The organism is Streptomyces longisporus, assembly GCF_039532765.1.
GTDB classification, from domain to species: Bacteria; Actinomycetota; Actinomycetes; order Streptomycetales; family Streptomycetaceae; genus Streptomyces; species Streptomyces longisporus.
The window spans coordinates 143,338-161,700 of the sequence record NZ_BAAASG010000010.1; the positions used below are offsets into that span (position 1 = coordinate 143,338).

Consider the following 18,363-nt stretch of genomic DNA (forward strand, 5'->3'; position numbering starts at 1 on the left):
CCCCGGGCTTCGTACGAGCCCGGGGGCACCCTCATGTGCGGGGGCTGTCAGCCGGTGTTGCGCAGACCCGCTGCCACGCCGTTGACGGTGAGCAGCAGGGCGCGGGAGAGCAGCGGGTCGGGCTGTTCGCCGGCGGCCGCTGCGTCGCGCTGGCGCTTGAGGAGGGTGACCTGGAGGTAGGAGATCGGGTCCAGGTAGGCGTCGCGGATGGCGAAGGTCTGCTTCAGCACGGGCTGTGCGTCGAGCAGTTCGTCCTCGCCGGTCACCCGCAGCACCTCGCGCACGGTCAGCTCGTGCTCGGCCTTGATGGTGTCGAAGACGTGCTTGAGCTCGTCGGGGACGAGGGTGTCGACGTAGTGGGCGGCGATCCGCAGGTCGGTCTTGGCGAGGGTCATCTCGACGTTGGAGATGAAGTTGCGGAAGAAGTGCCACTGTTCGTGCATCTCGTCGAGCACGGTGTCCAGGCCGGCTTCGCGCAGGGCCTTGAGGCCGGAGCCGACGCCGAACCAGCCGGGGACGATCTGCCGGGACTGGGTCCAGCCGAAGACCCAGGGGATGGCGCGCAGTCCGTCGAGCGAGACGCCTGAGCCGGGGCGGCGGGAGGGCCGCGAGCCCAGGTGCATGTCGGCGAGCTGGTCGACCGGTGTGGAGGCGAGGAAGTAGGTCGGCAGGTCGGGGTCCTCGACGAGGCGGCGGTAGGCGGCGTGGGCGGCGTCGGAGACGACGTCCATGGCGGCGTCCCAGCGGGCGAGTGCCTCGACGGACTGGCGGGGGGCGGTGTGCAGGGCGGAGGCCTGGAGGGTCGCCGCGACCGTGAGTTCGAGGTTCTCCCTGGCCAGGGACGGTACGAGGTACTTGTCGGAGATGACCTCGCCCTGTTCGGTGACCTTGATCTCGCCTTCGAGGGTGCCCCAGGGCTGGGCGAGGATCGCGTCGTGGGAGGGGCCGCCGCCGCGGCCGACGGTGCCGCCGCGGCCGTGGAACAGCCTCAGCCGCACGCCGTAGCGGTGGGCGACGTCGCGCAGTCGGCGCTGGGCGCGGTGGATCTCCCACTGGCTGGTGGTGATGCCGCCGAACTTGGAGGAGTCGGAGTAGCCGAGCATGACCTCCTGGACGTCGCCCCTCAGCGCGACGAGGCGCCGGTAGGACGGGTCGGAGAGCATGTCCTCCAGGATGGTGTCGGCTGCCTTGAGCTCGTCGGTGGTCTCCAGGAGCGGCACGATGCCGATCCTGGCCCAGCCGGCGTGCAGGTCGATGAGGCCGGCCTCGCGGGCGAGGACGGCGACGGCGAAGACGTCGTCGGCGCCCTGGCACATGGAGATGATGTACGACTCGACGACCTCGGGTCCGAAGACCTCCAGGGCCCGCTTGACGGTCTGGAAGACGCCGAGGGTCTTCTCGCCGGGTGCGTCGACGGGTGCCGGGGTGGGCGCGAGGGGCCTTCTGGACCTGAGTTCCTTGGCGAGGAGCTTCGCGCGGTAGTCGCGGGGCATGTCGGCGTAGCGCCAGGACTCCTCGCCGAGGCGGTCGAAGAGCTGGCCGAGGGCGTGGTGGTGGGCGTCCGCGTGTTCGCGTACGTCCATGGTGGCGAGCTGGAGGCCGAAGGCGGCGAGGGTGCGGATGGTGCGGTTCATGCGGCCGTCGGCGAAGAGGCCGCCGCGGTGTTCGCGCAGGGAGGTCTGGATGAGGGTGAGGTCCTGAAGGAGCTCGCTGGTGCCGAGGTAGTCGCGGCCGGTCTCGTGCGGGGTGCCCTTGGCGAGGCGCTGCTTGGTGTTCTCCAGCTTCTGCCGGATGCAGGTGGCCTTGAGGCGGTAGGGCTCCTCGGCGTTGAGGCGCTTGTAGCGGGGGCTGATCTCGGGGAGGCGTTCCAGGTCGGCCTGGAGGGAGTCGAGGAGTTCTGGGGTGGCGCCGGTGTAGCGGATGGAGTTCGACAGGAAGCCGCGGAGTTCGTCGATGAGTTCCAGGGCGTCGTTGATGCCGTGCTCGTGCTGGAGGATCAGGACGTCCCAGGTGACCTGGGGGGTGACGTTGGGGTTGCCGTCGCGGTCGCCGCCGATCCAGGTGCCGAAGGTGAGGGGGCGGGTGTCGTCGGGGAGCTTGACGCCGACGCGCTCCAGTTCGGCGGTGAGGTCCTCCAGGACGTCGCCGACGGCTCCGGCGTGGAGCTCGTCGAGGTAGTAGATGGCGTTGCGGGCCTCGTCGGCGGGCTCGGGGCGGACGACGCGGAGTTCGTCGGTCTGCCATACGAGGTCGATGTTCTCGGCCAGACGGGTGTCGTAGCGGCGGCGGTCTGACTCGATGACCGGGGTCTCCAGGAGCGCGGCGATGCGCCGGAGCTTGTTGAGGACCGACCGGCGCGCGGCCTCGGTGGGGTGCGCCGTGAACACGGGGCGCACGTTGAGGTGGCGGACCGTCTGGCGCAGGTGCTCGGGGTCGGCGTCCTTCAGCCGGTCGGCGGTACGGGCCAGCAGGCCGCCCTCGGCGGCGCGCTTGGCGCGCAGCTCGCGGCCGCGGTGCACCTGCTCGGTGACGTTGGCCAGGTGGAAGTAGGTGGAGAAGGCGCGGACCAGCTTGGCCGCGGTCTCCAGTTCGGTGCCGCGCAGCAGTGCGGCGGCGGCCTCTCCGTCCTCGCGGGTGAGGCGGCGGACCTTTTCGACGAGTTCCAGCAGCTCGGGGCCCTCCTGCCTCACGAGGGTCTCGCCGAGGAGGTCGCCCAGCCGCCGGATGTCGGCGCGCAGTTCGCTGCTGGTGCTCGTCTGAGACACGGTCTGGTCGTCGGCACTGCTCACAGGTGCGGCTCCTTGCAGTGTTGAAGCTCGTCCGGGAGGGGAACCCGGTGCCCGGGGCCGCGCGGCGGGCGCCGCATACGGCCCTGACATCCGGGAAAGGAATCAGAGCGGACCGCGCTGTCCGACCGACTCCAGGATAGGTGTCCATGCGGACGCGCATGATTTCGGGCTCTTGCCGCCGGGTGACTCGCTGCCATACTTACGACGCCGTAGGTTACGGAACCGTAGGGACCGTCGTCATGGAACCCGGGCACGGTTTCGGTGGCCTACCCCGGCATCACACCCTCAACCCTCGACCCCACAGGGGACGCCCATGACCACAAGCTCCGATGTGATCGAAGACGCCCCGAAGGCGACCGGCGACACGTCCGTCTCCGCCACGCTGGGCGGGGAGCAGAAGCGCTCGATCGAGCAGATCACGCTGCTGCTCTTCATCACCGTCCCGTTCCTCGCGCTGGTCGCCGCTGTGCCGCTGGCGTGGGGATGGGGGGTGAGCTGGCTGGACCTCGGCATGCTGGTTTTCTTCTACTACCTGGGCTGCCACGGCATCACGATCGGTTTCCACCGGTACTTCACGCACGGTTCCTTCAAGGCCAAGCGTCCGCTGCGGATCGCGCTCGCGATCATGGGGTCGCTGGCGGTGGAGGGGCCCCTGGTCCGCTGGGTGGCGGACCACCGCAAGCACCACAAGTTCTCCGACGCGGAGGGCGATCCGCACTCCCCGTGGCGTTTCGGGGAGACGGTCCCGGCGCTGATGAAGGGCCTGTGGTGGGCGCACATCGCCTGGATGTTCGACGAGGAGCAGACGCCGCAGGACAAGTACGCGCCGGATCTGATCAAGGACCCGGCGATCCGGGCGATCTCCCGCCAGTTCGTGTTCTGGACGGCGCTGTCGCTGGCTCTGCCGCCGCTGATCGGCGGTCTGGCGACGATGTCCTGGTGGGGTGCGTTCACCGGGTTCTTCTGGGGCTCACTCGTTCGGGTGGCTGTGCTGCACCATGTGACCTGGTCGATCAACTCGATCTGCCATGCGGTCGGCAAGCGGCCCTTCAAGTCGCGGGACCGTTCGGGCAACGTGTGGTGGCTCGCGGTGCTGTCCTGCGGCGAGTCCTGGCACAACCTGCACCACGCCGACCCGACCTCCGCGCGGCACGGTGTGGAGTGGTGGCAGCTGGACTCCTCGGCGCGCATCATCCGCTGGTTCGAGGCGTTCGGCTGGGCGTACGACGTGCGCTGGCCGTCACGCTCGCGTATCGATTCACGCCGTAACACCGGCCAGGAGGGCTCTGGGCCCCGGAAGGAGTCGGCGAAGGCGGCATGATTGACGCCGTGGCGACCGACTCCAGCAGCACCCCGACGAATGAGAAGCCGCGGCGAGCGCGGCGCACCCGGATGACGGGGGCCGAGCGCCGTCAGCAGCTGCTCGAGATCGGTCGCACCCTGTTCGCAGCCAAGGGGTTCGAGGGCACGTCGGTGGAGGAGATCGCGGCGAAGGCCGGGGTGTCCAAGCCGGTGGTGTACGAGCACTTCGGCGGCAAGGAGGGGCTGTACGCGGTGGTGGTGGACCGTGAGATGCGGCGCCTGCTGGACATGGTGACCAGTTCCCTGACGGCCGGCCATCCTCGGGAGCTGTGCGAGCAGGCGGCGTTCGCGCTCCTGGACTACATCGAGGAGTACACGGACGGTTTCCGCATCCTGGTCCGTGACTCGCCCATCCCGCAGTCGACGGGTTCCTTCGCCTCACTGATCTCGGACATCGCCACCCAGGTGGAGGACATCCTGGGCCGCGAGTTCAAGTCGCGCGGCTTCGACCCGAAGCTGGCTCCGCTGTATGCGCAGGCCCTGGTCGGCATGGTCGCCCTGACCGGCCAGTGGTGGCTGGACGTGCGCCGTCCGAAGAAGGCGGAGGTGGCGGCGCATCTGGTGAACCTGGCGTGGCACGGCCTGGACGGGCTGGAGGCCAAGCCGCACCTGATCGGGCGCCGGAAGAGCTGACTCCGGCGCCCGGGGGTGTGGCCCGCTCAGTGCTTGAAGACGTCCTTGCCCTTCTCCTTCGCCTGGCGTGCGTCGCCCTTCATCTGGTCGGCCTTGCCTTCGGCGGTCATCCGCTCGTTGCCCACGGCGCGACCCGTCGCTTCCTTGGCCTTGCCCTTCAGCTGTTCCTTCTTGCCCCTGGTCTTCTCTTCCTTCGCCACGTTTCTCACCCCTTGCCGGGTTCGGCGTCGATGTCACCTCAGCGGGTGACCGCCGCGGGCGGGCTCAAACAGCGGTCACCGGTTCAAGGAACTCCAGCCGGTTGCCGACGGGGTCCTCGGAGTAGAAGCGCCGGTGGCCCGGCAGGTTCTCGTCCCACTCCACCTGCGCGCCGTGAGCCTGCAGCCGGGCGGCGTACCGCTCTATGCCGGTGACCCGCAGCCCGGGATGGGCCTTCTTCGCGGGGCGGAAGTCCCGTTCAACCCCCAGGTGCAGCTGCACGGCCCCCGCCTGGAACCAGCACCCGCCCCGCGCCGCGAGCACCGGCGGCTTGGGGATCTCGACCATCCCGAGGACGCCGGCGTAGTACGCCCGCAGCCGGTCCTCGGAGCCGGGCGGTGCGGCGAGCTGGACGTGGTCGACGGCGGTGATCACGACTCACGCCTCCTTGTGGGCCACGGCGAAGATCCGGCGGAACGGGAACGCCGTCCCGTGCTCTCCGGGCGGATAGGCCTCCCGCAGGGCCGTCCGGTACTCGTCCAGGAAGGCGTCCCGGGCCCCCGGGTCGTCGGCGAGGGCGGTCAGGACCGGTCGCAGGCCGGTGCCCTTCACCCAGTCGAGGACCGGGTCCTCGCCGGTCAGGAGATGGATGTACGTCGTCTCCCAGACGTCCGCCGCGCAGCCGAGGGCGGTCAGCCGTTCCAGGTAGGTCTCGGGCGCGAGGACGGCGTCGTCGTGGCGGAGGATGTAGGCGAGGCGGTCCTTCCAGCAGGCGGAGTGGGCCAGTTCGCGCATGAGCCGGTGGCTGGGGGCGCCGAAGTTGCCGGGGACCTGGAAGGCGAAGGTGCCTCCGGGCTTCAGACCCGCGATCCACTCCCCGAAGCGCTGCGCATGGCCGGGGACCCACTGGAGGGTGGCGTTGCTGACGATCAGGTCGTACGGCTCGTCGGGCGCCCAGGTGCGGGCGTCGGCGGGGGCGAAGTCGAGGCGGCCGCCGCCGGGGGTGGGCCCTGCATGGGCGCCGTATTCGGAGTGCGCCTTGTCGAGCATCTCGGGCGAGTTGTCGTAGCCGGTGATGTGGGCGGCGGGCCAGCGGTCGGCCAGGAGGACGGTGACGTTGCCCGGCCCGCAGCCCAGGTCGGCGATGCGGGGCGGCCGGGTGGGCAGGGCCGGGACGCGGGCGAGGAGGTCGGCGAAGGGGCGGGCGCGGTGGCCGGCGTGGCGGAGGTACTGGGTGGGGTCCCAGGTGGGGGTGCTCATGTCTCCCCACCTTCCCCGTTTACTTCTCTCGATGTCAAGAGACTCGATGTCAAGAGACTTCACATCGACACAACCACTACACTGATCGTCATGGAGGACGAGGTCGATCGACTGGTCGCAGCGTGGCGCCGGGAGCGTCCGGACCTCGACGTGGAACCGCTCGAGGTGCTCAGCCGGGTGAGCAGACTGGCCCGGCATCTGGACCGGGCGCGCCGGCTGGCCTTCGCCGAGCACAGCCTGGAGCCCTGGGAGTTCGACGTGCTGACGGCGCTCAGGCGCGCGGGCACGCCGTACCAGCTCTCACCGGGGCAGCTGCTGACGCAGACCCTGGTCACCTCGGGCACGATGACGAACCGCATCGACCGCCTGGCGAAGAAGGGCCTGGTGGAGCGGCTGCCCGACCCGAGCGACCGCCGCGGTGTGCTGGTGCGGCTGACGGACGAGGGCCGGGACCGCGCTGACCAGGCCCTGGCCGGGCTGCTGGACCAGGAACGTGCGATCCTCGCCGAGCTGTCGCGGGCGCAGCGGGGTGAACTCGCGGGGTTGCTGCGGCAGCTGACCGCTCCGTTCGACAACATCCCGGGCTAGGCGCTCCGCTGGGAGAGCCGTGGGGGTAGTGCCGCGACAGGCCGTCGGCGTGTGCGGCTTCGTCGTGGCCGGTCGCGCCCGCGCGGCGGAGCCGCATGTCGATACAGCCCCGCGCCCCTTTTGGGGGCGCTGCCGTTCACCGGCGGTGATCAGGCGCTGGTGCTCTCCTCCACCCGGCCGGCCGGCCCTAGGTCGACCGGGCCGACCCCAGCCCGCCGCGCGAGCGCGACCGCGGCCAGCGTGGAGTGGACGCCCAGTTTGCCGAGGACGTTCTGCATGTGCGTGCGGACGGTGTGCGGGGAGAGGAACAGGCGCTCGGCGACGGCCTTGCGTCCCAGGCCTGCGACCATGCACCGCAGCACTTCCCGCTCCCTCGGCGTGAGGGACTCCACCAGCCGCTCGCTCTCGGTGCGGTGCTTGCGCGCGGCCGTCAGTTCCCTGAGGACGCCCGTGAGCAGGGCGGGCGGCAGATGGGTCTCGTCGCGCAGGACGCCCCGGATGACATTGAGCAGCCGGGACAGCGAGCAGTCCTTGGCGACCCAGCCGGAGGCCCCGGCCTGCAGGGCGAGTGCGGCGCGCCGCGGATCGTCCTTCTCGGCGAGGACGACGATCCGTACGCCCGGCTGCCCGGAACGCACGCCGGCGACCAGCGAGATCCCGTCGACCAGCCCCTCCTCATTGCCCTCCTGGACGGGCACGGCGGGCCGTACGCCCGGCACGTTGCCGCCCAGGTCGGAGTCGACGAGCAGCACGTCGAACCGGCGGCCCTCGGCCGCCGCACGCTCCAGGCTGCGCAGCGCGGCGGGACCGCTGCCGGCCGCGGAGACGTCGACGTCGGGCTCGGCCGCAAGGGCGGCGGCGAGCGACTCGGCGAAGATGCGATGGTCGTCGACGACCAGGACTCGGATGCGAACCACGAAACCCCCTTCCCCAAGCTCTCCAAGAGCAGGGGATACCCCATTGTCGGGAGACGGCACGGGCGCAGGTACGGCACCCGAAGCATCCCAGGTCGTCTGTGACCACCTGGGACCGGAACGGCACACCGCACGGCCGCCGCCGTGCGGAAACTGCTACCCCCACTTCGGGCGTCGTACCCGACTGTCTCGCCCCCTGATCGGCACCGGCCCCCACCGGTGCTGTTCATCAGGGTACGGCCGGGGGCCAGGAGCGGAAGGTAATTTGCAGAACTGGCTGGCCGACGCGTTTATCGTGAGCCGCATGTTTCGTCTTGAGACAGAAGTCGACAGGACCCGGCGCGATCTTCTCCGTTCCCGGCTGCGCGACACCAACACGAAGGCCTCCCCCGTGCTGCGCGCCCTGCGCAGCACTCCGGCCGAACGTGAACGTCCGCTCCACGTCTGGGTGTTGGACGAACGGGACGAGCTGGCCGCGGGCCTGGTGGGCCACACCTGGACGGCATGGCTGCACGTCACCTACCTGTGGGTGGACGAGCGGTGGCGGGGCGCGGGGCTTGGCTCACGGCTGCTGGCGGAGGCGGAGCGCATCGCGCACGACGAGCGGGGCTGCACATCGGCCCGGCTGGAGACCTGGGACTTCCAGGCGCCGGGCTTCTACCGGAAGCAGGGGTACGACGTGGTGTGCGTGATCCCCGACTATCCGCCGGGGATCACCGAATACACGCTGACGAAACGGCTCAGCTGAGCCTGCGTGCTCCTGCCGCAGGCACCGCCTCGAACACCCTGGGCGCCGTGTGACCGCCGGAGGCGAACGCCTCCTCGACCGCCTTGGTGATGGTGTCCACGTCGGCCGCCTCCGCGAGGACGATCGCCGAGCCGCCGAAGCCGCCGCCGGTCATACGGGCGCCGAGGGCGCCGGAGGCGAGGGCCGTGTCCACGACCAGGTCCAGCTCCGGGCAGGAGATGCGGAAGTCGTCGCGCAGGGAGGCGTGCCCGGCGATCAGGACCGGGCCGATCGCCCGGGTCTCGCCCGCCTCCAGCAGGGCGACGACCTTCTCCACCCGCTCGTCCTCGGTGACGACGTGACGGACGAGGCGGACCGCCTCCTCGTCGTCGCCCAACCGCGCCAGCGCGGCGTCGAGTTCCGCGTACGGGACGTCCCGCAGCGCGTCGACGCCCAGCAGGGCCGCACCGCGCTCGCAGCCCGCGCGCCGCTTGCCGTACTCGCCGTCGCTGTGGGCGTGCTTGACGCGGGTGTCCACGACCAGCAGCCGCATGCCCTCCGCGGCCAGGTCGAAGGGGATCTGCTTCTGGGAGAGGTCCCGGGTGTCGAGGAACAGCGCGTGGCCCTCCTCGCAGCAGGCGGAGGCCGTCTGGTCCATGATGCCGGTGGGGGCGCCGACGTAGACGTTCTCGGCGCGCTGGCACAGGCGGGCCAACTGCCAGCGCTGCAGGCCCAGTTCGAAGAGGTCGTTCAGGGCCAGGGCCACGACCACCTCCAGCGCCGCCGAGGAGGACAGGCCCGCGCCGGACGGGACCGTCGACGACAGGTGGACGTCCGCGCCGGTCACCGGGTGGCCGGCCTCGCGCAGGGCCCAGACGACACCCGCCGGGTAGGCGGTCCAGTTGCGGTCCGACTCCGGGGCGAGGTCGTCGAGCCGGAGTTCCACGACCCCGCCCGCGTCGCCCTCGACGTCCGCCGAGTGCAGGCGCAGGACGCCGTCCGTGCGGCGGGAGACCGCCGCGATCGCGGTGTGCGGCAGCGCGAAGGGCATCACGAAGCCGTCGTTGTAGTCGGTGTGCTCACCGATGAGGTTGACGCGGCCCGGCGCCGACCAGACACCTTCGGGCGCGGATCCGTAGAGCTCCACGAAACCGTCCCGCACCTGCACTGCGCCCACTACTGCTCCCTTGCTGTGCTGATGGACCGCGCGAACTCCCACGCGTCCGCCACGATGCCCGCGAGGTCCGCGCGGGACGGGTTCCAGCCCAGTTTCTCTCGGGCCGTGGCGGCCGAGGCCACCAGGACCGCCGGGTCACCGCCGCGGCGCGGGGCCACGACCTCGGGGATCGGGTGGCCGGTGACCTGCCGGACCGTCTCGATGACCTGGCGGACCGAGAAGCCCTCGCCGTTGCCCAGGTTGCAGATGAGGTGCTCGCCGGGCGTGGCGGCCTTGAGCGCGAGCAGGTGGGCGTCGGCCAGGTCCGCGACGTGGATGTAGTCGCGGACGCAGGTGCCGTCCGGGGTCGGGTAGTCGTCGCCGAAGACGGAGATGGCGTCCCGCCTGCCCTGCGCGACCTGCAGCACCAGCGGGATCAGGTGCGACTCGGGGTCGTGGCGCTCGCCCTGCTTGCCGTAGGCGCCCGCCACGTTGAAGTAGCGCAGCGAGACCGCGCCCAGACCGTGCGCCGCCGCCTCACCGGTGATCATGTGGTCGACGGCGAGCTTCGAGGCGCCGTAGGGGTTGGTCGGCGAGGTGGGCGCCGACTCCACGATCGGGACCTCCTTCGGCTCGCCGTACGTGGCGGCCGTGGAGGAGAAGACCAGCTTGCGGACGCCGGCCTCGCGCATCGCGCCGAGCAGCGCCATGGTGCCGGCGACGTTGTTGTCCCAGTACTTCTCGGGCTTCACCACCGACTCGCCGACCTGCGAGAACGCGGCGAAGTGCAGGACCGCGTCATAGGAGGGGTCCAGCCATTTCGCGGCGTCGCGGATGTCGCCCTCGATGAAGGCGGCGCCCGCCGGGACCCCCTCGCGGAAGCCGGTGGTCAGGTTGTCGAGGACCGTGACCTCGCAGCCCGCCTCCAGCAGATGCTGGGCGACCACGCTGCCCACATAGCCCGCGCCACCGGTGACCAGGTACTTACCGCTCATCAACTCGCTACCTCTCGCAGTCGCTCGGCCGCGCGCTCCGGCGGCACGTCGTTGATGAACACGTTCATGCCGGACTCGGAACCCGCGAGGAACTTCAGCTTGCCGGAGGTGCGGCGGATGGTGAAAAGCTCGAGGTGGAGCGCGAAGTCGTCGCGGTTGACGCCCTCGAAGTCCTCCAGCGCCCCGAACGGGGCCTGGTGCCAGGCCGCGATGTAGGGCGTGGGCGGTTCACCTTCGCCGAAGATCCGGTCGAAGCGCCTCAAGAGTTCCAGATAGACCTTGGGGAACTCTGTGCGCGCCTCCTCGTCCAGCCCGAGCAGGTCGGGCACACGGCGCTTGGGGTACAGGTGGACCTCGTACGGCCAGTGCGCCGCGTACGGCACGAACGCCAGCCAGTGTTCACCCTCCAGGACGACCCGCTCACCGGCGAGTTCGCTCTCAAGGACGGCGTCGAAGAGGTTCTCCCCGCCCGTCGCCTCCTTGTGCTGGGCGGCCTGGCGCAGCATCAGGGCGGTGCGAGGCGTCGTGAACGGGTACGCGTAGATCTGGCCGTGCGGATGTCCGAGCGTCACGCCGATCTCCGCGCCCCGGTTCTCGAAGCAGAACACCTGCTCCACGGAGGGGAGATGCGACAGCTCGGACGTACGGTCCGTCCATGCCTCCAGGACCAGCGCGGCCTGCTCCTCGGTGAGGTCGGCGAAGGACGCGTTGTGGTCGGAGGTGAAGCAGACGACCTCGCAGCGGCCCGAGTCGCCGGCCAGGGAGGGGAAGCGGTTCTCGAAGACGACCACGTCGTACGACGAGTCCGGGATCTCGCTCAGTCTGCCGTCCCGGGAGGGGCACAGCGGACACTCGTCGGCCGGCGGGTGGTAGGTGCGGCCCTGGCGGTGCGAGGCGACGGCGATCGCGTCGCCGAGCAGCGGGTCACGGCGGATCTCGGAGGTCGTGACGGTCCGCTCCAGCGGCCGGTGGTCCACCGCGTCGCGCACGTTGTCGTCGCGCAGGTCGTAGTAGATCAACTCGCGACCGTCGGCCAGGCGGGTCGAGGTCTTCTTCACTGCGGACTCCCTATTCGAGCCACATCAATCATCAAACAGAACCAAACACATTGGAACATCGCCCCCTCACATCCGTCAACATCACAATCCAACAAAGAGCATCAACGAAAGTGTTCATATCCTGAACACGGAGGCGTAGGTTCCGCCCTGTATCAGTTCACGCGACGAAGCGAGTACTTATGCAAACCCCCACATACCAGGCCATGGGCCTGGCCGCCGAGCTACGACTCCCCACGAACGGGCTCGACTACACGATCCTCGCCATCTACTTCGCCGTCGTCCTCGGCATCGGATTCGCCGCCCGCAGATCGGTCAAAACCAGCCTCGACTTCTTCCTCTCCGGGCGCTCCCTGCCCGCCTGGATCACCGGTCTCGCATTCATCTCGGCCAACCTGGCCGCCACCGAGATCCTGGGCATGGCCGCGAACAGCGCGCAGTACGGTGCCTACACCGTGCACTGGTACTGGATCGGTGCCATCCCGGCCATGGTCTTCCTCGGCCTGGTGATGATGCCCTTCTACTACGGGAGCAAGGTCCGCTCGGTCCCCGAGATGCTGCTGCTCCGCTTCGACAAGTGGGCACATCTGCTGAGTTCGATCCTGTTCGCGTTTGCCGCCATCCTGATCGCCGGTGTGAACCTCTACGCCCTGGCCATCGTGGTCGAGGCACTCCTCGGCTGGCCGCAGTGGGTGGCGATCGTGGTCGCCGGCGCCTTCGTGCTGGCGTACATCACCCTCGGCGGCCTCTCCTCCGCGATCTACAACGAGGTGCTGCAGTTCTTCGTGATCCTGGCGGCCCTCATCCCGATCGTCGTGCTCGGCCTGAAGAAGGTCGGCGGCTGGGGCGGGCTGACCGACAAGCTCACCGCGAACCACGGCGCGAACTTCACCACCGCCTGGGGCGGCACCGGCATCGGCAGCTCCAACCCGCTGGGCGCGAACTGGCTGACCATCGTGCTCGGCCTCGGCTTCGTGCTGTCCTTCGGCTACTGGACGACGAACTTCGCCGAGGTGCAGCGCGCCCTGTCCGCGAAGAACCTCTCCGCCGGGCAGCGCACCCCACTGATCGCCGCCTACCCGAAGATCTTCATCGTGTTCCTGGTGATGATCCCGGGGCTGGTCGCCGCCGCGCTGGTCCCCGGCTTCGGCACCCCCAAGTCCGGCTACCAGTACAACGACGCCATCCCCTACCTCATGTCGCAGCTGCTGCCCAACGGCGTCCTCGGCATCGCGGTCACCGGACTGCTCGCCGCGTTCATGGCGGGCATGGCAGCGAACGTGTCGTCGTTCAACACGGTGTTCACCAACGACATCTGGGCCCGGTACGTGGTCAAGGGCCGCGAGGACGGCTACTACGTCCGCTTCGGCCGTCTGATCACGGTGATCGGCGTCTGCGCCTCGGTCGGCACGGCCTTCCTGGCCTCGTCGTTCTCGAACATCATGAGCTACCTCCAGATGCTGTTCTCCTTCTTCAACGTGCCGATGTTCGTCGTCTTCATCGTCGGCATGTTCTGGAGGCGCGCCTCCGCCAAGTCCGGCTTCTGGGGCCTGCTCGCCGGCACCGTGGCCGCGATGGTGAACTACTTCGTGATCTACAAGAGGGGCATCATCGACATCCCCTCCGACCAGGGCGCCAACTTCGTCTCCGCGATCGTCGGCTTCGTCGCCGGCGCGGTGGTGATGGTGGTCGTGTCCCTGTTCACCAGGCCCAAGCCGGCCGAGGAACTCCAGGGCCTGGTCTACGGCACCACCTCACCCGGCATGTCCGAGCCGCCCGCCGTCGGCGACGACGCCTGGTACCGCCGGCCGGCCCTGCTGGGCTGGGGTGCGGTCGTCCTTGCTGCCGCCTGCTACATCCCGTTCTCGTTCTGATCGCGGGAGGATGGAAGAGTCATGTCCGAGTACTCCGGTTACTCCGAGAAGGACGTCCAGCGCGAGGTCGCCGAGCTGCAGGCGCAGTCCGCCACCGCGGCCCGCATTTTTGATCTGCGGCGCATCATCGGTGGGTTGTTCGTGGTGTACGGCGTGATCGTGACGATTGCGGGGATTGCCGATGGGCAGGCCGCGATCGACAAGGCCCAGGGGATCAATATCAATCTGTGGACCGGGATCGGGATGCTGTTGCTCGGCGTCTTCTTCCTGGTGTGGCTGCGGCTTCGGCCGACGCCTCCGCCGGTTCCTCCGGAGGAGGAGCGGGCGGAGTAGCGCCGTCGGCGAGTGCGGTTCTCTGCCGACTGCGGCGCCGTCGTGGCTTGTCGCGCTCACGCGGCGGTAGCCGCATATCGGCACAGCCCCGCGCCCCTCTGGGGCGCTACTCGGGGCCGGAGTTGACCGGTCCTGCCCGGTCCAGCAAGCCCGTCCTCGCCGCCAGGGCCGCTGCCTCCAGGCGGGAGCCCACGCCCAGTTTCATCAGGACTCGTTGGACGTGAGTGCGGGCGGTGCTGGGGGCGATCCCCATGCCTGCCGCTATCAGGCGGGTGTCCTCGCCGTCGGCGACCCGGACCAGGACCTCGACCTCCCTCGGGGTGAGCATCTGGAGCAGGCGCTGGCCCTCGTCGTCCGGTTGGGCGGCGGGGTTCAGCAACTCGCTGAAGGCTCCCTGCAGGAGCTGCGGGGCCACCGCCGCCTCGCCCGCCCTCGCCTTCATGATGGCGCGCTCGACGCCCTCTATGCGCTCGTCATGGCGTACATAGCCCGAGGCCCCGGCGGCGAAGGCGGCGGCTATGCCACGCGGACTCGGCACCGGGCCGAGCACCAGGACCGCCACCTGCGGACGCTCCCGTTTGATCTTCACCACCGGGTCGAAGATGCCCGGCTCGGCGGGTGTCGCCGTACCCAGCAGGCACACCTCCGGCGCACGGGTGATCACCAGCTCCGCCGCGCCCGCGGCAGGCGCCGCTGCGGCGAGCACCCGGTGCCCCCGCAGCTTCAACGCCGAGGCCAGCGCCTCGGCGAGCAGTCGGTGGTCGTCGACCACCATGAGCCGCACTCCCATCGAGCAACCCCCCAGTCCCCCCGATGGATCCCCATGGATGCCGCACTATGGATGCCCACCGGTCCGCGCGGACAGGAGCCCCCTCCCGGCTCCCCCGCTCTTCATGCCCCCGGAAGCTACACGCTTGTTCGACATTGCGCTCCCCCTACCGGTGAGAACTGCCCCTGATCGACGGAATTTCTGGCTTTCCGCGCATTCGAGGGTGATGGGCGGTACGCGCACGGCCCCGCCCCTGAGCAGGGACGGGGCCGCAGCTGCGGAGCAGTGGTTCAGCCGCCGGCGCCGAGCGCGAGCGCCAGGACCTTCTCCCCCGAGGCCGAACTCGAAGGCTTGTCGGCGAACCGGCCGGCCAGGTACAGCCGGCCCTGCGAGTAGAGGATCTCGGAGTAGTCGGGCGACAGGGTGGCCTCCAGGTCCCGCACCGACCCCGCCGCCGGGTTCTCCAGCAGCTTGGTCTCCTTGAAGGAGCCGCCGTCGATGCTGACGATCTGGCCGCCCTTGTTGTACGGCGGGTGCTTGTACGCGATCACATTGCCGCCGTCCATGCGCAGCGGGGTGATCGTGTAGCCGTCGCCGGCGTCGGCGCGCTGGCCGTTCTGCTTGCCGGTGGCCAGGTCGAACGCGACGATCTCGTTGGTCCGGCTGTAGTCCTTGGTGCCCTCGTGCTCCTCGGTCGGCAGGTACAGCCTGCCGTTGCCGACGGCGACTCCGGTGCAGTGCTCCAGCTCGGAGATCGCGTCGCATTTGGCCGCGTAGTCCTTGCCGGGCGCGGAGATCCGGGTGATCAGCTTGCCGGTCTTGTTGTCGATGGAGAAGAAGTCCGAGATCTCACTGCCGTCGCCCGCGCTGTGGCCGACGTCGGCGGCCACGACCAGCGGGTTCGTCGACACGACGGCGGCGTACTCGATGCCCGTGGCCAGCTTGTACTCCGAGATCGTCTGCCCGGACCGCGGGTCGATGGTCTGGATGTGCAGCTGCGGATCGGTGAACGAGCCGCACTTGAGCACCGCGACGAGCTTCTCGCCGCCGCCGTACCCGGCGTCGATGCAGGTGTCCTTGGGCTTCGGGGCCCACAGCTTCCTGCCGCTGGACAGGTCGAAGGCGACGCCTCCGTAGTTGCCGCCCGCGGCGACCGTGTTCGCGCTGACGGTGACGTTCTCGAAGGTCATCACCCGGCCGCCGGAGCCGAGCGACTTCGTCCACAGCTTCCTGCCGGCGTGCAGGTCGATCGCCGCGACCTGGCTGCACCCCTCGGACCTGCCCTTCGGGGGCATCCTGGGCTGGAAGACGACGGCCGTCCGGTCGTCGTCGGTGGTGTGCGTGCTGACGGTGCAGACCGGGCCGGGCAGCTTGATCGTCCACAGCTTGCCGCCCTTGTCGCGGTCGTACCCGTTGATCTCGGCGACGCCGCTCTTCACATACGCCTTGTCCGTGAGCCACGAACCGGCGACGACGGTGGTGTCGTCGACCTGGGGCACCGGCACCTTGAACAGCAGCTGCGAGGCGGTGTGGGCGGGCACCTTCTCCTCACCGTTGGCCGTGCTGCCACCGGTGCCTCCGGTGCCGCCGCCGGAGCTCGACTTGTCGTCCTTCTTGCCGTCGTCCTTGCCGGACGAGGCGTACCAGACGCCCCCGGCGACGAGCAGCGCGACGGCGACGACCGCCGCGACGATGATCGCCGCCTGACCGCCGCCCTTGCGCCCGCCGCCGGGCTGCCCGGTCTGCGCGTACGGCGGTGCGGACGGCTGCGGGTAGCCGTAACCGGGCTGCTGGGCGTAGGGGTTCGGCGGCTGCCCGTAGGGCGGTGCGGGCTGGGCATAGGGGTTGGGCTGCTGCGGTGCCTGGGGATAGCCGTATCCCGGCTGCTGCGGGGGCTGGTGGGGCGGTGGGGGCTGCGTCATGGGGTGGCTACCTCGTGAGCGGACGGCGGGGCGACGGGGCCTGGGGGGAGGTCACTTGCCGTAGGCGAGCATCAACTTGCCCTTCGAGTCGTCGTTTCCGCTGATCCGGGTGGGCGAGAGGTAGAAGCGTCCGCCGACCCAGTCGAAGGCCTTGGTGAAGACGGCACTCTCCAGGGCCGCCGTGCTCTGCGGGTTCTGCAGCAGCTTCACCGGGGTGTGGCCGGAGCCGCTCGTCGCGATCGACACGATCTGGCCGCCCGCGTCGTACGAGGGCTGCACATAGGCGATCAGCCTGCCGCCCTCGACCTTGATCGGCAGCATCGACGCATCCGCCGGGGACTTGACGCGCCACTTCTCCTTGCCGTTCGCGAGGTTGACCGCGACGATCTCGTTCGGCCCGGTGGTGGCGTCGGTCGGCAGGTAGAGGGTGTCGGCGTCGGCGGTCACGCCCTTGCAGCCCTGGAGGTCGCGTTCGAGGAGCGCCCAGCCGCACTGCGGCGCGAAGTTCTCGTCGAAGCCGACCTGGGAGCGGAACTTGCCGTGCGAGTCGAAGGTCGAGATGTTCCAGGCCTTCTTGTCCTGGTTGGTGCTGTAGACGACGAGCGGGTCGACGGAGTACGTCCGCGCGACCGACCAGCCCTTGCCGAACTTCTGCGTCCACCTGACCCTGCCGGTCGCCGGGTCTAGCTCCTGGATCTCGTCGTGCTCGTTCGGCTCGCTGGCGTTGCAGGTCGCGACGGAGATCAGCCTGCTGCCGCCCGCGAAGGCGGTGGGGAAGCAGGCGCTCCCGTACTTCTTCTTGTCGAACAGCTTCTTCCCGCTGTCGATGTCGTACGCCACCGCGGACTGCGAGCGGCCCACCAGCACCGTCCGGCCGCTGAGGGACAGGGAGATGTTCAGGGTGCTGTCGAACAGCGCGCCCTCGGGGAGCGTGCCGCTCCAGCCCTTGGCGCCGGTGCCCAGGTCGAGTTGCTGGAGCCGGTTGCACTTGGCGCGCTGGCCGGTGCCGCTCTCGTAGGCCACCACGATCTTGTCGTCGGCCGACTTCTGCGGGGTGACCGCGCAGATCTTCTGCGGGAAGGTGACGGTGTCCCAGGCGGGGCTGCCGTCGGTCACGTCGTAGGCGAAGACCTGCTTGTACGCCGCCTTCACGGCCGCCTTGTCGGTGATCCACATGCCGGGGGCCTCGGCGCCCGCACCGGGTGCGTCCGGGGGCGACTTGTACCAGAGCACCTTCGCCTCGCCCGCCCTGCGGCTGGCGTTGAAGCCCTGGGGGTCGGAACCGCCGCCGCTGCCACCGGTGCCGCCCGAGCCGGACCCGGTGGGCTTCGGGTCGTCGCTCTGCCCGGCGACCGGCTTCTTGTCGCCGCCGCCGCTCGTCACGGCGTACACGGTGCCGCCGATGACGGCCAGCGCTGCTACGGCCGCCGCGATCACCAGGCCCGGCTTCCCCTTGAAGGGGTTGCCGGAGCCGGGCGGCGGAGTGCCGGGCCCGCCGGGGTACTGGGGCTGCGGCGGATAGCCGTAACCGGGCTGGGCGCCGTACGGGCCGGGCTGCTGCGGCTGCCCGTAGGGGCCGGGCTGCTGGGGGTACTGGCCCGGCTGTCCGTAAGGACCCGGCTGCTGCGGTGGCTGGTGGGGTGGGAGTGGGGGCGGCGCTCCGAAACCGCCCTGTGGTGCTCCGAAGCCGCCGTACGGCGGCTGGTCGGGCGGCTGGGTCATCAGCGCGTTCCCCCGTTCAGTCACTGATTTTTAGCCAAGTCCTCTTTCTATCACCTGCAACTGACA

At 69.9% G+C, this 18,363-nt stretch carries 17 protein-coding genes; 6 read left to right on the forward strand and 11 right to left on the reverse strand.

The window, feature by feature from the left end; all coding sequences use genetic code 11:
* Positions 1–47 precede the first annotated feature (47 nt).
* Complete coding sequence (gene ppc, locus ABD355_RS21760) at positions 48–2,789, reverse strand: phosphoenolpyruvate carboxylase (RefSeq protein ID WP_344402189.1); 2,742 nt, start codon at positions 2,787–2,789, stop codon at positions 48–50.
* Between the two features lie 313 nt (positions 2,790–3,102).
* Between ppc and ABD355_RS21765 the strand changes: the two genes are divergently transcribed.
* Both ABD355_RS21765 and ABD355_RS21770 read left to right on the forward strand, forming a co-directional pair.
* Positions 3,103–4,110 (forward strand): acyl-CoA desaturase, encoded by a 1,008-nt coding sequence (locus tag ABD355_RS21765; RefSeq protein WP_344402190.1) that lies wholly within the window; start codon positions 3,103–3,105, stop codon positions 4,108–4,110.
* Positions 4,107–4,784, forward strand: a complete 678-nt coding sequence (locus ABD355_RS21770; protein WP_030941872.1) for a TetR/AcrR family transcriptional regulator — start codon at positions 4,107–4,109, stop codon at positions 4,782–4,784. Before ABD355_RS21765 ends, ABD355_RS21770 begins: the two co-directional genes overlap by 4 nt.
* A gap of 26 nt (positions 4,785–4,810) precedes the next feature.
* On the opposite strand, the gene ABD355_RS21775 is transcribed toward ABD355_RS21770, so the two are convergent.
* From ABD355_RS21775 to ABD355_RS21785, 3 genes are all read right to left on the reverse strand, one after another.
* Positions 4,811–4,984: a CsbD family protein gene (locus ABD355_RS21775; RefSeq protein ID WP_115913476.1), complete on the reverse strand. Its 174-nt coding sequence runs from the start codon at positions 4,982–4,984 to the stop codon at positions 4,811–4,813.
* Positions 4,985–5,048: 64 nt separating this feature from the next.
* A complete protein-coding gene (locus ABD355_RS21780; protein ID WP_344402191.1) occupies positions 5,049–5,417 on the reverse strand; it encodes a VOC family protein in 369 nt (122 codons plus the stop codon).
* A gap of 3 nt (positions 5,418–5,420) precedes the next feature.
* On the reverse strand, positions 5,421–6,242 hold the full coding sequence (locus ABD355_RS21785) for a trans-aconitate 2-methyltransferase (protein WP_344402193.1): 822 nt from the start codon (positions 6,240–6,242) through the stop codon (positions 5,421–5,423).
* 90 nt (positions 6,243–6,332) lie between these two features.
* Between ABD355_RS21785 and tamR the strand changes: the two genes are divergently transcribed.
* A complete protein-coding gene (gene tamR / locus ABD355_RS21790) occupies positions 6,333–6,830 on the forward strand; it encodes a MarR family transcriptional regulator TamR (RefSeq protein WP_030941878.1) in 498 nt (165 codons plus the stop codon).
* A 149-nt stretch (positions 6,831–6,979) separates the two neighbouring features.
* Here tamR and ABD355_RS21795 read toward each other — a convergent pair whose 3' ends face one another.
* Positions 6,980–7,747, reverse strand: a complete 768-nt coding sequence (locus ABD355_RS21795; RefSeq protein WP_344402194.1) for a LuxR C-terminal-related transcriptional regulator — start codon at positions 7,745–7,747, stop codon at positions 6,980–6,982.
* A gap of 301 nt (positions 7,748–8,048) precedes the next feature.
* Here ABD355_RS21795 and ABD355_RS21800 point away from each other — a divergent pair, with 301 nt between their 5' ends.
* Positions 8,049–8,492, forward strand: coding sequence for a GNAT family N-acetyltransferase (locus ABD355_RS21800; RefSeq protein WP_344402195.1), 444 nt, complete (start codon positions 8,049–8,051; stop codon positions 8,490–8,492).
* Here the strand turns inward: ABD355_RS21800 and galK are convergent.
* Genes galK through galT form a run of 3 tightly spaced genes read right to left on the reverse strand, consistent with a single transcriptional unit; the run spans position 8,485 to position 11,680 of the window.
* A complete protein-coding gene (galK, locus tag ABD355_RS21805; RefSeq protein WP_344402196.1) occupies positions 8,485–9,648 on the reverse strand; it encodes a galactokinase in 1,164 nt (387 codons plus the stop codon). The two genes, ABD355_RS21800 and galK, sit on opposite strands and share 8 nt — an antisense overlap.
* Positions 9,648–10,622, reverse strand: a complete 975-nt coding sequence (gene galE, locus ABD355_RS21810; RefSeq protein WP_344402197.1) for a UDP-glucose 4-epimerase GalE — start codon at positions 10,620–10,622, stop codon at positions 9,648–9,650. The genes galK and galE overlap by 1 nt, the downstream gene beginning before the upstream one ends.
* The gene (galT, locus tag ABD355_RS21815; protein ID WP_344402198.1) at positions 10,622–11,680 is read right to left on the reverse strand and encodes a galactose-1-phosphate uridylyltransferase; all 1,059 of its coding nucleotides are present in this window, start codon (positions 11,678–11,680) and stop codon (positions 10,622–10,624) included. Before galT ends, galE begins: the two co-directional genes overlap by 1 nt.
* A 179-nt stretch (positions 11,681–11,859) precedes the next feature.
* Between galT and ABD355_RS21820 the strand changes: the two genes are divergently transcribed.
* Positions 11,860–13,551 (forward strand): sodium:solute symporter family protein, encoded by a 1,692-nt coding sequence (locus tag ABD355_RS21820; RefSeq protein ID WP_344402200.1) that lies wholly within the window; start codon positions 11,860–11,862, stop codon positions 13,549–13,551.
* 21 nt (positions 13,552–13,572) lie between these two features.
* Positions 13,573–13,884, forward strand: a complete 312-nt coding sequence (locus ABD355_RS21825; protein ID WP_344402201.1) for a hypothetical protein — start codon at positions 13,573–13,575, stop codon at positions 13,882–13,884.
* Positions 13,885–13,990: 106 nt separating this feature from the next.
* On the opposite strand, the gene ABD355_RS21830 is transcribed toward ABD355_RS21825, so the two are convergent.
* The 3 genes from ABD355_RS21830 to ABD355_RS21840 form a co-directional block, all read right to left on the reverse strand.
* Positions 13,991–14,674 carry a helix-turn-helix transcriptional regulator gene (locus ABD355_RS21830; protein WP_344402202.1) on the reverse strand — a complete coding sequence of 228 codons (684 nt, stop codon included), beginning with the start codon at positions 14,672–14,674 and terminating at the stop codon, positions 13,991–13,993.
* Positions 14,675–14,943: 269 nt separating this feature from the next.
* Positions 14,944–16,575 (reverse strand): outer membrane protein assembly factor BamB family protein, encoded by a 1,632-nt coding sequence (locus ABD355_RS21835; RefSeq protein WP_344402203.1) that lies wholly within the window; start codon positions 16,573–16,575, stop codon positions 14,944–14,946.
* 51 nt (positions 16,576–16,626) lie between these two features.
* Positions 16,627–18,297: an outer membrane protein assembly factor BamB family protein gene (locus tag ABD355_RS21840; protein ID WP_344402204.1), complete on the reverse strand. Its 1,671-nt coding sequence runs from the start codon at positions 18,295–18,297 to the stop codon at positions 16,627–16,629.
* Positions 18,298–18,363: the final 66 nt, after the last annotated feature.